Source organism: Halolamina litorea, assembly GCF_026616205.1.
Classification (GTDB): domain Archaea; phylum Halobacteriota; class Halobacteria; order Halobacteriales; family Haloferacaceae; genus Halolamina; species Halolamina litorea.
In genome coordinates this window covers 438,969-452,668 of sequence record NZ_JANHGR010000001.1, presented here as the reverse complement: position 1 = coordinate 452,668, position 13,700 = coordinate 438,969, and the positions used below count along the sequence as shown (strand labels likewise).

The following is a 13,700-nucleotide window of genomic DNA, read 5'->3' as shown; positions in this document are numbered from 1 at the left end:
CATGACCATCGGCTTCATCGGTGGCTCGGGCATCTACGAGTCGCTGCCGCTCAGCAACACCCGCGAAGTGACGATCCAGACGCCGTACGGCTCGCCGTCGGCGCCGGTCACCATCGGCGAGTTCGGCGAGACGGGTCGGGAGGTCGCGTTCCTCCCTCGACACGGGCCGGACCACCAGCACTCACCGACGAACCTCCCCTACCGCGCGAACATCTACGCGCTGAAGCAGGTCGGCGTGACCCACGTGCTCGCGACCAACGCGGTCGGCAGCCTGCGCGAGGAACTCCCCCCGCGCACGCTGGTCGTCCCCGATCAGATCTACGACCGAACGAAGCACCGCGACCTCTCCTTTTTCGGCGACGGCATCGTCGTCCACCAGCCGTTCGCCCAGCCGTACTGCCCGGAGATGGTCGACCACCTCAGTAGCGCCGCCGAGGCGAGCAGCGTCGACGACACCGGCGCCGACGCCGACGTGAGCGAGGGCGGCACCTACGTCTGCATCGAGGGGCCCCAGTACTCCACGAAGGCCGAGTCGGAGTTCTACCGCGAGCAGGGCTGGGACGTGGTGGGCATGACGGCCATCCCGGAAGCCAAGCTCGCCCGCGAGGCCGAGATGTGCTACGCGACGCTGGCCGGCGTCACGGACTACGACGTGTGGAAAGACGACCACGAGGTGACGCTGAACGAGGTGCTCGAGAACGCCGCGGCCAACGAAGACGCCATCAAGGCCGCGATCCAGGAGGCGATCCGCACGTTCCCCGAGGACCACGAGTGTGACTGCCACAGCTCGCTGGAGGGGACGATCAACACGCCGACCGACGCGATCCCGGAGGAGACCCGCGAGCGCGTCGACCTGTTCGTCGGCGACTACCTCGAGGACTGAGCGGTCGAGCCAACCGCTCACTCGTCACAGCCCAGACTTCTGAGGAAGAAGGACCGGACACCGGCCTCGCGGCCGGGTTCGATCATGAGGATCACGTCGACGCAGGGGACGCCGTCGGCCGGGAGTGACCCGGCGTCGAACGAAAGGTGAGCCCACTCGTCGCTCGCCGCGTTCTGGTGCCAGCCGTACAGTTCGTAGCGACCGGGCTCGGTCGGCAGACCCTCGAAGAGGCCGCCGCCGGCTTGGGGGTCCTCGGCGCCGTCGGCGTCGATGGTCGACCGATAGATGGGCTCGCCGTCCTCGACCACCAGTAGCGTCCCGGAGTGGGGTTCCTCGTGGGTGTTCAGCAGTTCGACATCGAGGATTCGGAACTCGACCGGTTTGGGGCCCGACGAACAGCCCGCGAGACCGACGCCAGCGGCGACGCCGCCGCCGGCCCGCAGCACGTCGCGGCGTGAGAGGGAGGGTATAGCCGGACCTCATCGAGTAGCAACAATAAACCTGCCGCGCGCGAAGATCGCCCCGACGATCAGTCGTCGTCGCTGGCGTCCACGTCGGCCTGCGCGTTCCGCCGCTGGGCGCGCTCGATGAACTCCTGGGGCAGTTCGTCGATCTCACCGGCCTGCACACCCCAGAGGTGCGCGTAGAGGCCGTCCTGGGAGAGCAGGTCGTCGTGGGTGCCACGCTCGGCGATCTGGCCGTCCTCCAGCACGAGGATCTGGTCGGCGTCCTTGATCGTCGAGAGCCGGTGGGCGATGGCGAAGGTCGTGCGGTCCTCGGTGAGCCGGTCGATGGAGCGCTGGATCAGCATCTCCGTCTCCGTGTCCACGTCGGAGGTCGCCTCGTCGAGGATCAGGATCTCGGGGTCCTTCAGCATCGCGCGGGCGATGGAGAGGCGCTGGCGCTGGCCACCCGAGAGCTTGACCCCGCGCTCGCCGATCTCGGTCTCGTACCCCTCGGGGAGGTTCATGATGAAGTCGTGGGCCTCGGCGGCTTTCGCGGCCTCGACGACCTCCTCGTGGTCGGCGCCGAAGGTGCCGTACTCGATGTTGTCCGAGACCGTCCCGTAGAACATGAACGTGTCCTGTGAGACGTAGCCCAGTTTCTTCCGGAGCGACGGGATGGTCACGTCACGGATGTCTTGGTGGTCGATGCGGATGGCGCCCTCGTCCACGTCGTACATGCGGAGGAGGAGCTTCAGCACCGTCGACTTGCCGGCGCCGGTCGGGCCGACGAGCGCGAGGGTGTTGCCGCCCTCGACCTCGAAGGAGATGTCCTCCACGATGGTCTCCTCGTCGTAGCCGAAGGAGACGTCGTCGTACTCGACGTCGCCTGCGGTGACTTCGAGGTCGTCGGCGTCGGGGTCCTCGACGATGCGCGAGGGCGTGTCCATCAGGCCGAACATCCGGGCGCTGGAGGCGCGAGCGCGCTGGTACATGTTGATGATCGAGCCGAACTGCGCCATCGGCCAGATGAACCGCTGGGTGTAGAGGATGAACGAGACGAACACACCGGCGCTGAGTGTTTCCTGCCCGCCGGTGATCCACGTCGGCGCCTCGCCGAGCACCCACAGCCCACCGACGGCGAACGTGATGACGAACCCGATGCCGGCGATGACCCGAAGCGCCGGGAAGAAGAGGATTCGCGTGCTGATGGCGTCCCAGTTGGCGTCGTAGTACTCCATCGAGACGTCGTCGACGCGGTCGGACTCGAAGCCCTCCGTGTTGAACGTCTTGATGACCTTGATGCCGCCGAGGTTGTTCTCGAGGCGGCTGTTGAGGTGGCCGACGGTCTGTCGCACGTCGGCGTACTTCGGCTGGATAATGTCGATGAACTTGTAGGTGACCGCGGCGATGATCGGGATCGGCAGCAGCGTGACGACCGCGAGGCGGGGGTTCAGCCAGAGCAGGATCCCCGCGATGCCGATAACCATCACCGAGAGCCGGAACGCGGAGTTCATCCCGTCGTTGAGGAACCGTTCGAGGCGGTTCACGTCGTTCGAGAGGATGGACATCATCTCCCCGGTCTGCTTCTCGGCGAAGAAGTCCATGTTCAGCCGCTGCATCTTGTCGTACGTGTCGGTACGGACGCTGTGCTGGATGTTCTGGGCGAAGGAGTTCCAGCCGTAGTTCCGGATCCAGTGGAACACCGACCCGCCGAAGAAGGCGAAGGCGATGGCGCCGATGGTGAACCAGAACTGCCCCTCCGTCGTCCCTGGCAGCCACGACTGGGGCACGAGCGGGAGGTCGTAGGCCGCGTCGTTTCGGAAGATGGCGTCGACGGCGATCCCGAGCAGCAGCGGCGGGAGCAAGTCGAGGATCCGAGCGATCACGCTACCGAAGAAGCCGAGCGCGAAGTAGCCCTTGTGTCGGGCGCCGTACTCGGCGAAGAGACGCCGCATCGGGTTATCCGTCTTCTGACGGATATCCTCGAACGGGTCGTCCTCGTCGGAGGGATGTGACATTATCCACGGCGACGCCACCACCCTCAAAAGGCTTTACGAATCGAAACACTCAGTCGAGCGTCGAGCCGGCCGAAATCGCCGGTATCGGTCGATCACCCCGGGGGGTAAAAACCGCGTTCGGGTGGTGGGTTCACCCACCGTCGCTCACAGGGGTCGGTCCTCGACGGCCGGGTCGACGCCGGCGGCGTCGAGGTCCGCACGGATCCTCGCGCGCAGGGGTTCCGGAACCGTGTCGCGGCCGACCGGAACCGCCGTCTCGCCGTCGCCCTTGACCTTCCAGTAGAGGACGCAGTGGCTGGGCGCGTAGTACTCGATGCTGTAGCGGTCGCCGTCGCCGCGGTAGTGGGCGCGGGCGGCGAACCCCTCGGCGGTCCAGCCCTCCTGTTCGGCGAGGGAACCGACGGCGTCGTGGTCGCTCACGGGTCGGTGGTTGCGGGCGTGGCCGTCTCCACCTTTCGGTGTTCGGGCGGGATTTCGACGCGGTCGCCGACCTCGATGTCGTGGTCGAGCGTGTACTCGTAGGGGAGTTCGACGACGTACTTCCCGTAGCCCTCGTACGTGGGGCTGCTCTCGCCTTCAGGGGGTAACTCGGCGTGGTGGATCGTCGTGATGGTCCCGTTCTCGGCGACGAACACCATGTCGATGGGGAAGTCCATCTCCCGCATCACGTAGCCGTGTTCGGCCTCGGTCGGGTGGACGAACAGCATCCCCTCATTCTCGGCCAGCGAGTCGGTGTCGCTCAAGCCGGTGTAGCGCTCGTCGTAGGTGTCCGAAACGACGGCCGAGACCGTCGCGAGCGTCCCCTCGGAACTGGCGTCGGTGAAGCCGACGGTCGCCCGTTCGCGGGAGGTCGCTTCGGTCGAAGTGACGGTGGTCCCCGTACTGGAGTCCGTGGCGCTTCCGGTCGCCGTCGCTCCCTCGTCGAGGTCGGTGGCGGTGGCGGCGATGTCCGGCCCCTCGATTCGGTCGCCGACCTCGATGCCGTGGTCGAGGGTGTACTCGTAGGGCAGTTCGACGACGTACTTCCCGTAGCCCTCGTAGATCGGGCTGTCTTCGCCCTCCGGCGGCAGTTCGGCGTGGTGGATCGTCGTGATGGTCCCGTTCTCGGCGACGAACACCATGTCGATGGGGAACGCCATGTCCCGCATGACGTAGCCGTGTTCGCCCTCGGTCGGGTGGACGAACAGCATCCCCTCGTTCTCGGCCAGCGAGTCGGTGTCGCTCAGCCCGACGTAGCGTTCGTACCAGTTGTCGGAGACGCTAACCGAGACGGTCGCCAGCGTGCTGCCGTCCTCGCCGTCGACGAAGGTGACGGTGCTTCGGTCGGCGCCGTCGAGCGTAAGGAACGCGACGGCGCCGCCGGCGACGGCGAGGACGAGGACGACCGTGAGCAGGGATCGGGTACGCACGCGTCGGGGGAGGGGTTCCGGCGTGCTAAGCGTTGCGACGAGAGCGTAATGGTTATTCGCCCGGCCCGCAGAATTCGGCCTACGGGCTCGTGGTCTAGTTGGCTATGACGTCTCCTTTACATGGAGAAGACCGGTGGTTCAAATCCGCCCGAGCCCACTACTTCTGTGCGAACGAAGTGAGCACGACGCAGTGACAGCGAGGGCGGATTCTGAAGCAGGGAGCGAACGGGAGCGACCGCGGTTAAAAATCCGCCCGAGGCTACTACCCCTGAGCGAGCGACAGTCTCGGTGGTCCGAACCCGCCCGAACAGCGTCGACGCCGCCGGAACGGTCAACCATCCGAGCGAACCGCCAACAGACCTTTTGGGCGGGGGGCAGTCTCGACGGGCAGGAACATGAAGGGGAAACACATCGCTATCGCGGCGCTCGTCGTCGTGGTGGCACTGGGCGCGATCGCCGGCGCGATGGTGACCGGGTTCGGCCCAGCACCGGGCGGCGACGACGGCGGCGTGCTCGGCGGGGAGAGTACCGAGACGGCCACGCCGTACGAGAACACCGTCGTCGTCGGGGGGACCGAGAGCGGCGGAGGCGGCGGCGACGGCGGTGCGGACAACGGCGGCGACGGCGGGAGCGACGACGGCGGGAGCGGCGACGGCTCGACGACGGCGACCGCGACGCCGCAGCCCGATCCGTTCGCCTTCGTGATTCAGAACATCTCCGAGTGTGGTAACACCTGCCGGGTCGTGAACGCCAGCATCGTCAATCAGCAGTCGACGGCGGCCGAGGAGGTCACCGTCCGGTCGGAGATCTACACCGGTGGCGACAAGATCTGGCAGGGGAGCTCAGACGTGGGCGTCCTGGAGTCGGGCGAGCGCTACACCGACACCAAGCGCGTCGAACTCAGCTACGGCGAGGCGTACAAGGTCCAGCAGAACGACGGCGAGATCACGATCAAGACGTACGTCGAGACCGCCGAGGCGACGTACGTGTTCACGGACACCCGGAACGTCAACTGATCGGCGTCGGGTCGCGGTTTTTTCGAAATCCTTAATGCCGGATCGGCCATCGCTCAGAGTGCGCGCCGCCTTAGCTCAGACTGGGAGAGCACTCGACTGAAGATCGAGCTGTCCCCCGTTCAAATCGGGGAGGCGGCATTTTCCTGCGAACTCGTGAGGGAGCGTAGCGACCGAGCGGTGAGCAGTGAAAACGCCCCCGAGCCGATTCGAGCACGGAAGTCGCAGCCCGGGAGCGCAGCGAAGCGAGCATCCCGGACCGTCTTCCGGAGTTCAAATCGGGGAGGCGGCATACCTTTTCCGCACGGATCGCATTCGGGAGCTTCGACTGAAGATCGAGCTGTCCCCCGTCCCCGCGAGCGTAGCGAGCGGGGTACAGTGAGACGACCGAAGGGAGTCTCACGCGTTTCAAATCGGGGAGGCGGCATTTTCCTACGAACTCGTGAGGGAGCGTAGCGACCGAGCGGTGAGCAGTGAAAACGCCCCCGAGCCGATTCGAGCACGGAAGTCGCGCGCAGCGAAGCGAGCACGTCTTCCGGAGTTCAAATCGGGGAGCCAGCATACTTGACCGGCCGACACCGCGAGCGACCGTAGCGAGTGGGCCGTCGGCCGTGGCTACCCCCACGATTCTACGCGTGCTACTCCGGCGAGCGGAGCCAGTAGACCGGGATTACCGGGAGCGTGCGCGTGGGGACTCACGAGTTACGTCCCGGTTTCGGCGTCCTAGGCCGTTCATAGCTTTAGGACCGTGTTACTTCACAAATAACCAATATGGCCCGACGAACTGACGCGTCCCGCTCGATGTCCCGCCGATCGATGCTGAGATCGGGCGCAGCCCTCGCCAGCGCGAGCCTCTACGGGATCGGCAGTGTCGCTGCGACTGCCTCCGACAGGGTGACCGTCCTGACTCAGAACCTCTACCTCGGATCGGCGCTGGCGCCTGTGCTGCAGGCAGAGACGGAAAGCGAGTTCGAGGAGACGGTCGATCGCATCTATCAGAACGTTCTCGAAAGCCGGTTCGAGCAGCGAGCCGAGGGGTTGGCGGGCGAGATCGCCGACGTCGAGCCGGACGTGATCGGGCTGCAGGAAGCGGCCCGCTTCGTGGAGCAGGGAGACGAGTCGACGACCCGGGATTACCTCGAGACACTCCTCGAGAAGCTCGAAGGGGAGGGGCTCTCGTACACCGAGGTCGCGTCCGTCGACACGTTCGACGCCGAGGTCCCGGTCAGCAGTGGGTCGGCGCCCGGTCGCGTTCGGTTTCTGAACAGCGACGTCATCCTGGCTCGTGAGGGTGTGAAAACGAGCGCCGACGACGCGAGCACCTACTACACCGGAGGGAGGGAGTTCGGCATCGGGCGGGGGTACTGCTCGGCTACTGTCGAGGACACGTTCACGTTCGTCAACACGCACCTGTCCACGCGACGTACCCCGCTTCTCCAACTCGCACAGGCGTCGGAGCTACTGATCCGCTTTCGCGATCCCCCGACCGTTCTCGTCGGCGACTTCAACAGCGGGCCGAGCACCGGAAAGACCCGGGCGTACGACATCCTGACGCGACGCTACAGCGACGCCTACGCCGCTGTGAACCCGGATGAGGAGGGGGAGACGTGTTGTCAGCACCCCACGCTCACCAACGAAACGTTGGCGCTTGGGCGACGGATCGACCACGTGTTCACGCATGGGGACATCGATGCGCGGAAAGCCGAACGGGTCGGACACGATCCGGACGCCCGCGTCGGGGAGCGCTGGCCCTCCGATCACGCGGGCGTGATGGCGGAACTGGAACTCCCGTGATCAGACACCGCAGACGAGCGTATCGAGTGCGTCGCGGCCGTGTCGAGAGATCGTGTGGGTTTTCTCACAAACGCCCGAACTGGGAAGTCGATGCCCTCCGACCGATTCGGTCCCGACGGCGAGCAGTTCGTCCGTAGCGACGGTCGTACCGTGATCGACGCCCGAGACCTGTCGAACGAACGCCGGAGGCTCGAACAGTGACGGGGCCCGTCCACACCACGGCGCTCGACGCCGACGGAAACCGACAACTCGCCTACGCCGAGTACGGCGACGCTGACGGCACCCCCGTCCTCTTCCTCCACGGAACTCCCGGCTCCCGGGTACTCGGGGAACTGCTCCACGGGGATGCGCGCGAACGCGGCGTGCGACTCCTCGCGCCGGACCGCCCCGGCTACGGCGGTTCGGACCCGTGGCCACAGCGCTCAGTTGACGACGCCGGGGCGTACCTCACGGCGCTGCTCGACGACGCCGGCGCCGGGTCGGCGGGCGTGATCGGTTTCTCCGGCGGGGGTGCTCACGCGCTCGCGCTCGCGGCGACGAACCCCGAGCGCGTCGAGTCGGTCGACGTCATCGCCGGCACCACCCCGCCGAGCGTCACCGAGGAGACGCCGACGCCACAGCGCGTGCTCTCGGGACTGGCGAACACGACGCCGACGCTGCTCCGTGGGCTGTTCCGCGGGCAAGCGTGGCTGGCGGGCCGCCTCGATCCCTCGTTCGTGCTCGCACAGTACACCGACGACCCCGAGTCGGTGCCGGCGGAGACTCAGGAAACCGTCCGGTCGGACTTCCTCGAAGCGTTCAAGAACTCGCGGTCGGGCGCCGTCACCGAGTTCCGGAACACCGCCGCGCCGTGGGACGTCCCCTTCGACGCCGTCGACGCCGACGTGCGCTTCTGGCACGGCGAGGCGGACACGAACGTCCCGATAGCCGGTGCACGACGGCTGAGCGAACGGCTCCCGACGGCGGCGTTCAACGCCCTCGACGGCGCCGACCACCTGGGGACGCTGCTCCGGGCGGCACCGGAGGCGCTGGCGGCACAGACCGAGTGAGGATCGGGGAAGCTTCTTCCCCGACCCCGCCGAGTCGGTGACGATGAGCGATACCGACACCGGATCCCGCCGGAGTGGCGCACTCCGGGCGGTCATGGGCCTGTTCTACGCCGTCGCCGGCGTCACGCACTTCCTCACGCCACGGGCGTTCGAACGGATCGTCCCGCCACAGCTCCCGCGACCGCGGGCGCTGGTCTACCTCTCAGGCGTCGCCGAGATCGTGCTGGGCGTCGGCGTACTGTTCGAACGGACCCGCCGCGTGTCCGCGTGGGGGATCATCGCGCTACTGATCGCGGTGTTCCCAGCGAACGTCTACATGGTGACCGAAGACATGGCGCCCGACCTCGTTCCCGACCGGTTCGCCGACGCCGCCCGAATCGCGGCGTGGGTCCGACTCCCGATACAGGCCGTCCTGATCGGCTGGGCGTGGCTGTACACCCGGACGAGCGGGAACGACAGGTGAAGCGGCGGCCGTCGACGGCACGGGTATGGTAATCACCACCATTATGTCGGCAGCGTGTGAACGACCGTGATAGAATGAGCCTACAGAACCGCGCGCCCACCGACGCCGACGCACCGCCCGAAGGGGCTTCGCTCTTCGGGCGGGTCAGCGCGAAGACCCGCCGCCACCTCGAGCGGTGGGGCCGACGCTACGTGGAGATGCGCGTCGACGCGTTGGACCGGTAGCCCGTCGCTCACCCGGCCTCCCGGGTCTGTAGAGGCGTCTTCACTCCTCCCCGATTCTCACAGTCAGCACCGGCACCGACGACCGCCGTACGACCCGTTCGGCGACGCTGCCGATGAGGTAGTGGTCCAGCCCCGTCCGGCCGTGGGTGCCCATCACGATCACGTCCATTCCCGACGCCTCGGCGTAGTCGAGGATGACCTCGTGGGGGACGCCCGACTCGACGGCGCGCTCCACCGCGGCGGAGTCGGGGAGGGTCGCGACCGTCTCCTCGACGGCGGCCTCGGCGCGTTCGTTCTCGCTTTCCTCCCAGACGTCCGGCGCGATGCCACTGGAGGGGCTCTCGAACCGGTTTCGCGTGTCGGCGACCGCGAGGACGTGGACCGTCGCGTCGAAGCGGTCGGCGAGAGCGCCGACGTGGTCGGCGACCGCCGCGGCACCCTCGCTGCCGTCGGTCGGGAGCAGGATGTGGTCGTACACAGTCGCCTCTGGGGGCGGGACAGGGAGAAACGTTGTGCCCGAGGGCGAGTGGCGCGGGAGCTGGGACCCGCCTCAGAACGCGCCCGTGGCCATCAGGAACAGCGCGACCGCGATGACCGCGAAGAGCGCACCGACACCCTTCTGGATCAGTTCCGTGTCGATGGCGTTCGAGACGTACGGCGCGATCTGTCCGCCCGTGACCGTCGCGGGGACGGTGAAGACGACCATGTTCCACGGCGTCGAGGCGAGGCTGAGGGTGTGCCCGCCGGGGACGTACTGTCCGCCGAAGACGTGGACCAGCGAGGCGATGACTGCCGTGACCGCGACGACGATATGGTTCGTCCCGATGGCGACGCGGACGGGCACGTCGGTTCGGAGCTGGGAGATGATCCCCAGTTCGCCGATGCCGAAGCCGGCGAGCCCCTGGAACACGCCGCCGACGCTGTAGTTCGCGAACCGTTCGAGGTAGCCCGACCACGTGTAGTAGTAGGTGTCGCCCTCGCGGTCGACCCGCGTGATGTTGCCCTCCTCCATGGCGACGCCGGCCTCGCCGGGTTTGCCGGCGTCGTCGGGCAGTTCAGGCTCGCCCGAGCCGTCGGCGGCGGCCTCAGCGTCGTCGGTCGATTCGCCGGCGCCGTCTGGTTCCTCGTGGCTCAGGTCGGCTTTGAGCATGAGCACGGAGGCCGCGATGAGCGCCAGCCCCAGCGCCGCGTGGAACAGCGGCGCCGGGATGACGAAGGAGAGCAGCGCCCCGCCCACGACGAACGGGAGCCCCCCGGCGACGAGCGTCGCCGCCAGTCGGCGGTCGACCAGCCCGTACTGGATGAACGCGACCGCGGACGAAGAGAGGCCGAACGACTCGCTGATGAGGCCGACCTTCACGAGCGTCTCGGGGCTCAGCGTCTCGCCCGCTAACGGCGGGAACAGGAAGATCAGGAACGGCACGAACAGCGCCGAGCCGCTGATGCCGACGGTGTTGACGATGGTCGCCCCCAGCAGGAAGAAAGGGAAGAGCCACCAGTACTCAAGCCAGTAGCCGGTGCCGACGTCGGCCGGCGTCGGCGCACCGAGGTAGACGCCGACGACGAACAGCACGGGCGCGGCGAAGACGAACAGGTGTTGGTAGCGCAGGAACGACTTCTGCACTCGCTGGGGTGTGCTCTCCGTCATACTGTCACCGGCCCCGAGCCGTCGCGGCTGTGTCGTGGCCGGCGCTCGTGAACGAGCGGGGGATGCCGGCGAGAAGAGACGAGTCGGACTGCGGTCGGGAGCGACTGTCGTCGGCCATCAACCACGCCCCCCGTGGGCGGCGAAGGGTCGAACCACGTCGTGCCGTCGAGTGTGGGTGAACATGGGCGACGGTACCCGTCACGAGGGAAAAACCGTTCCACTCGCGCCGCCCTCGGTAGCTCTTTGCACGCCCCGGAACGACCGGCTGGCATGGAGTACGGCCCCTTCCGTCACCTCCGCGTCGCCGTCGAGGACGGCGTCGCGACGCTGACCATGGACCGCCCCGAGCGCCACAACGCCCTGAACGCCGCGACCCTCCGCGACCTCGACCGAGCGTTCGCCGAGGTCGAGACCGACGACTCCGTCGAAGCGGCCGTGGTCGAAGGTGCTGGGGAGGAAGCGTTCTCCGCGGGCGCGGACCTCGAAGAGTACGCCGGCGAGACGACGGATCACGACCGCGCGGCCAAGGAGCGCCAACACGAGCGCTTCCGGGCGCCCCACGACTGTTCGGTGCCGACGGTCGCGAAGGTCGACGGCTACTGCGTCGGCGGTGGGCTGGTACTTGCCCTCTACTGTGACCTGCGGATCGCCAGCGGGCGCTCGACGTTCGGCCTGCCGACGGCCGCGGTCGGGATGCTCCCCACCGGCGGCGCCACCCGGCGGTTGGTCGACGCCGTCGGCGAGACGACGGCGAAAGAGTTGGTGTTCACCGCCGAGCGTATCGACGCCGCGCGGGCGCGGGAGGTCGGATTGGTGACGGAGACCGTTCCAGCAGCGGATCTCGACGACCGCGTCGACGACCTCGTGGCGTCGATGGCGGAGGTGGGGAGCGAGGCGCTCGGGCGCGCGAAGCGATCGATCAACGCGGCCGTCGCCGCTCCGGACCCGGGGATCGCACGCGAGCGGGAAGCGTCACTCTGGTGGGCACAGTTCGAGCGGCCCGAACGCCGCGACCGCGTCGAGTCGTTCCTCGAAGAGTAGCCTCAGGCTTCCTCGCCGTTCTCCTCGCGCTCGTCGGCCGCGCCGACGCCACCGACGACGCTCTGCCCGGCCAGTTCGTCCTCGGACGGGTCCGAGGCGTACATCAGGTAGACGACCGGGACGATGATGAGGACGAGAAACGCGATCCCGCCGACGTAGGTGAATATGGGGTCGACCATACATCCCCTATTTTCGGGGGGGACTGTATGTGCTACGGCTTGGATCGGCCCGTGTCGCCGGTACGTCGGCGGCGGTGACCCCCGGACCGTCGGCCATTTGTCCGTCCACGACCAACGGCTGGTGTGAGCGTGACCACTCTCCACCGGCCGACCCACCGGGACGCGCTGTCGGCGCTGTCGGCGGCGTTCGAGCGCGGGGATATGGTCACCGTCTTCGGCCGCTGTACCGTCGAGTACGACGGCCGCGCGGCCTCCTCGCTCGGCCGGGGCGACCGACTGCTGATCCTCAAACCCGACGGAACGGCGCTGGTCCACACCGACGAGCAGCGCACGCCGGTGAACTGGCAGCCGCCGGGCTCCGAGCACCGCGCCGCCGTTCGCGACGGCCGCCTCCGCGTGCGAAGCGAGCGTGAGAACCCCGACGAACGACTGGACGTGCGCTTCGAGCAGGTCCACCAGGTGTCAGCACTGCCGGTCACCGGCGGCCGGACCGTCGACGTGTACGGCAGCGAGGAGGACCTCAGACAGCGAATCCTCGACGACCCCGACCTCGTTGAGCCGGGGTTCCAGCCCGAGGCGACCGAACGGGAGACGGCCGCAGGCCCCGTCGACGTGTTCGGCCACGACAGCGAGGGACGGCCCGTCGTCGTCGAACTCAAACGGCGCCGCGTCGGGCCCGACGCCGCGGGCCAACTGGGCCGGTACGTGGAGGCGCTCGAACGGGAGTTCCCCGACGGCGTCGAGGCCCGCGGCGTGCTCGTCGCGCCCTCCGTGACCGACCGCGCGCGGGAGCTACTAGCCGAGAAGGGGCTGGCGTTCGTCGCCGTGGACCCCCCGGCCGCGACGGCGAACGGGCCGGACGGGGAGGCGTCGGCGGCCAGCGAGGGCGAGGACGGGTAGGAAGCGGGGACGCATCGAAGGGTTTAATCGCCGACTGTGCCTCAGAACAGGCAAGTAGCCATGTCTGACAAGCCCGCCTCAATGTACCGGGAGATCGACAAGCCGTCGTACACCCGGCGAGAGTACATCACCGGTATCCCCGGTTCGAAGATCGCACAGCACAACATGGGCGACCTGCAGGCAGACCCCGAGGACTACCCCGTCAAGATCTCGCTCCGACCGGAGGAGACCCTGCAGATCCGCCACGGTTCGCTCGAGTCCGCGCGACTCTCGGCCAACCGTCACCTCATCAAGACCCTCGGCGAGGGTAACTACAAGATGGTTCTCCGGAAGTTCCCCCACCAGGTGCTCCGCGAGAACAAGCAGGCGACCGGCGCCGGCGCGGACCGTGTCTCCGACGGGATGCGACAGGCGTTCGGGAAGCCCGTCGGCACCGCCGCCCGGATCGGCCACGGCGAGAACATCTTCACGGCCTACTGTGAAGTCGACCAGGCCGAGGAAGTGAAGGAGGCGTTCCGTCGCGCCTACAACAAGATGTCGCCGCCCTGCCGCATCGTCGTCGAGCGCGGCGAGGACCTGCTGGTCCGGTAACTCCGGACACCCGTTTCTGCGGTTCGACGCTTCGTCCGTCAG

The 13,700-nt window shown here is 67.7% G+C and carries 16 protein-coding genes, 2 tRNA genes and 1 pseudogene; 11 read left to right on the top strand and 8 right to left on the bottom strand.

Going from position 1 to position 13,700, the window contains the following annotated elements; genetic code table 11:
- Window position 1 precedes the first annotated feature (1 nt).
- Window positions 2-883 carry an S-methyl-5'-thioadenosine phosphorylase gene (gene mtnP, locus NO998_RS02470; protein ID WP_267645441.1) on the top strand — a complete coding sequence of 294 codons (882 nt, stop codon included), beginning with the start codon at window positions 2-4 and terminating at the stop codon, window positions 881-883.
- Between the two features lie 17 nt (window positions 884-900).
- Here the strand turns inward: mtnP and NO998_RS02465 are convergent, their stop codons facing one another.
- From NO998_RS02465 to NO998_RS02445, 5 genes and pseudogenes are all read right to left on the bottom strand, one after another.
- Complete coding sequence (locus NO998_RS02465; protein ID WP_345781113.1) at window positions 901-1,329, bottom strand: hypothetical protein; 429 nt, start codon at window positions 1,327-1,329, stop codon at window positions 901-903.
- Between the two features lie 83 nt (window positions 1,330-1,412).
- Window positions 1,413-3,347 (bottom strand): ABC transporter ATP-binding protein, encoded by a 1,935-nt coding sequence (locus NO998_RS02460; protein ID WP_267645440.1) that lies wholly within the window; start codon window positions 3,345-3,347, stop codon window positions 1,413-1,415.
- Window positions 3,348-3,491: 144 nt separating this feature from the next.
- Window positions 3,492-3,767 carry a DUF7538 family protein gene (locus NO998_RS02455; RefSeq protein WP_267645439.1) on the bottom strand — a complete coding sequence of 92 codons (276 nt, stop codon included), beginning with the start codon at window positions 3,765-3,767 and terminating at the stop codon, window positions 3,492-3,494.
- Window positions 3,764-4,090, bottom strand: coding sequence for a DUF192 domain-containing protein (locus NO998_RS02450; protein WP_379821373.1), 327 nt, complete (start codon window positions 4,088-4,090; stop codon window positions 3,764-3,766). Before NO998_RS02450 ends, NO998_RS02455 begins: the two co-directional genes overlap by 4 nt.
- Before the next feature lie 213 nt (window positions 4,091-4,303).
- Window positions 4,304-4,756: pseudogene (locus NO998_RS02445) on the bottom strand (DUF192 domain-containing protein); the annotation flags it as partial.
- A gap of 83 nt (window positions 4,757-4,839) precedes the next feature.
- On the opposite strand from NO998_RS02445, the gene NO998_RS02440 reads away from it, so the two are divergent.
- The 7 genes from NO998_RS02440 (at window position 4,840) to NO998_RS02410 (ending at window position 9,299) form a co-directional block, all read left to right on the top strand.
- Window positions 4,840-4,913, top strand: a tRNA-Val gene (locus tag NO998_RS02440).
- Between the two features lie 238 nt (window positions 4,914-5,151).
- Entirely contained in the window at window positions 5,152-5,772 is a 621-nt protein-coding gene (locus NO998_RS02435) for a hypothetical protein (RefSeq protein ID WP_267645438.1), read from the top strand.
- A 64-nt stretch (window positions 5,773-5,836) separates the two neighbouring features.
- Window positions 5,837-5,910, top strand: a tRNA-Phe gene (locus NO998_RS02430).
- Between the two features lie 660 nt (window positions 5,911-6,570).
- Window positions 6,571-7,563, top strand: a complete 993-nt coding sequence (locus tag NO998_RS02425; protein WP_267645437.1) for an endonuclease/exonuclease/phosphatase family protein — start codon at window positions 6,571-6,573, stop codon at window positions 7,561-7,563.
- A 197-nt stretch (window positions 7,564-7,760) separates the two neighbouring features.
- Complete coding sequence (locus NO998_RS02420; RefSeq protein ID WP_267645436.1) at window positions 7,761-8,612, top strand: alpha/beta fold hydrolase; 852 nt, start codon at window positions 7,761-7,763, stop codon at window positions 8,610-8,612.
- Window positions 8,613-8,655: 43 nt separating this feature from the next.
- A complete protein-coding gene (locus tag NO998_RS02415; protein WP_267645435.1) occupies window positions 8,656-9,075 on the top strand; it encodes a DoxX family protein in 420 nt (139 codons plus the stop codon).
- Window positions 9,076-9,149: 74 nt separating this feature from the next.
- On the top strand, window positions 9,150-9,299 hold the full coding sequence (locus tag NO998_RS02410; RefSeq protein WP_267645434.1) for a hypothetical protein: 150 nt from the start codon (window positions 9,150-9,152) through the stop codon (window positions 9,297-9,299).
- A gap of 40 nt (window positions 9,300-9,339) precedes the next feature.
- On the opposite strand, the gene NO998_RS02405 is transcribed toward NO998_RS02410, so the two are convergent.
- Both NO998_RS02405 and NO998_RS02400 read right to left on the bottom strand, forming a co-directional pair.
- A complete protein-coding gene (locus NO998_RS02405) occupies window positions 9,340-9,777 on the bottom strand; it encodes a universal stress protein (protein WP_267645433.1) in 438 nt (145 codons plus the stop codon).
- 72 nt (window positions 9,778-9,849) lie between these two features.
- The gene (locus NO998_RS02400) at window positions 9,850-10,947 is read right to left on the bottom strand and encodes a sulfite exporter TauE/SafE family protein (RefSeq protein WP_267645432.1); all 1,098 of its coding nucleotides are present in this window, start codon (window positions 10,945-10,947) and stop codon (window positions 9,850-9,852) included.
- 270 nt (window positions 10,948-11,217) lie between these two features.
- Here NO998_RS02400 and NO998_RS02395 point away from each other — a divergent pair, with 270 nt between their 5' ends.
- Complete coding sequence (locus NO998_RS02395) at window positions 11,218-11,988, top strand: enoyl-CoA hydratase/isomerase family protein (RefSeq protein ID WP_267645431.1); 771 nt, start codon at window positions 11,218-11,220, stop codon at window positions 11,986-11,988.
- Window positions 11,989-11,990: 2 nt separating this feature from the next.
- Here the strand turns inward: NO998_RS02395 and NO998_RS02390 are convergent, their stop codons facing one another.
- On the bottom strand, window positions 11,991-12,167 hold the full coding sequence (locus NO998_RS02390; RefSeq protein ID WP_267645430.1) for a hypothetical protein: 177 nt from the start codon (window positions 12,165-12,167) through the stop codon (window positions 11,991-11,993).
- Window positions 12,168-12,290: 123 nt separating this feature from the next.
- On the opposite strand from NO998_RS02390, the gene nucS reads away from it, so the two are divergent.
- Together nucS and NO998_RS02380 are read left to right on the top strand one after the other, a co-directional pair.
- Complete coding sequence (gene nucS / locus NO998_RS02385) at window positions 12,291-13,067, top strand: endonuclease NucS (RefSeq protein WP_267645429.1); 777 nt, start codon at window positions 12,291-12,293, stop codon at window positions 13,065-13,067.
- Between the two features lie 60 nt (window positions 13,068-13,127).
- Window positions 13,128-13,658, top strand: a complete 531-nt coding sequence (locus NO998_RS02380) for a 50S ribosomal protein L16 (protein ID WP_267645428.1) — start codon at window positions 13,128-13,130, stop codon at window positions 13,656-13,658.
- The last annotated feature ends 42 nt before the right edge of the window (window positions 13,659-13,700 follow it).

Coding starts and splice junctions, on each gene's coding strand:
- NO998_RS02390 (WP_267645430.1), bottom strand. CDS start 12,167: ATGGTCGACCCCATATTCACCTACGTCGGCGGGATCGCGTTTCTCGTC.
- NO998_RS02415 (WP_267645435.1), top strand. CDS start 8,656: ATGAGCGATACCGACACCGGATCCCGCCGGAGTGGCGCACTCCGGGCG.
- NO998_RS02425 (WP_267645437.1), top strand. CDS start 6,571: ATGTCCCGCCGATCGATGCTGAGATCGGGCGCAGCCCTCGCCAGCGCG.
- NO998_RS02380 (WP_267645428.1), top strand. CDS start 13,128: ATGTCTGACAAGCCCGCCTCAATGTACCGGGAGATCGACAAGCCGTCG.
- NO998_RS02410 (WP_267645434.1), top strand. CDS start 9,150: ATGAGCCTACAGAACCGCGCGCCCACCGACGCCGACGCACCGCCCGAA.
- NO998_RS02395 (WP_267645431.1), top strand. CDS start 11,218: ATGGAGTACGGCCCCTTCCGTCACCTCCGCGTCGCCGTCGAGGACGGC.
- mtnP (WP_267645441.1), top strand. CDS start 2: ATGACCATCGGCTTCATCGGTGGCTCGGGCATCTACGAGTCGCTGCCG.
- NO998_RS02435 (WP_267645438.1), top strand. CDS start 5,152: ATGAAGGGGAAACACATCGCTATCGCGGCGCTCGTCGTCGTGGTGGCA.
- NO998_RS02400 (WP_267645432.1), bottom strand. CDS start 10,947: ATGACGGAGAGCACACCCCAGCGAGTGCAGAAGTCGTTCCTGCGCTAC.
- NO998_RS02460 (WP_267645440.1), bottom strand. CDS start 3,347: ATGTCACATCCCTCCGACGAGGACGACCCGTTCGAGGATATCCGTCAG.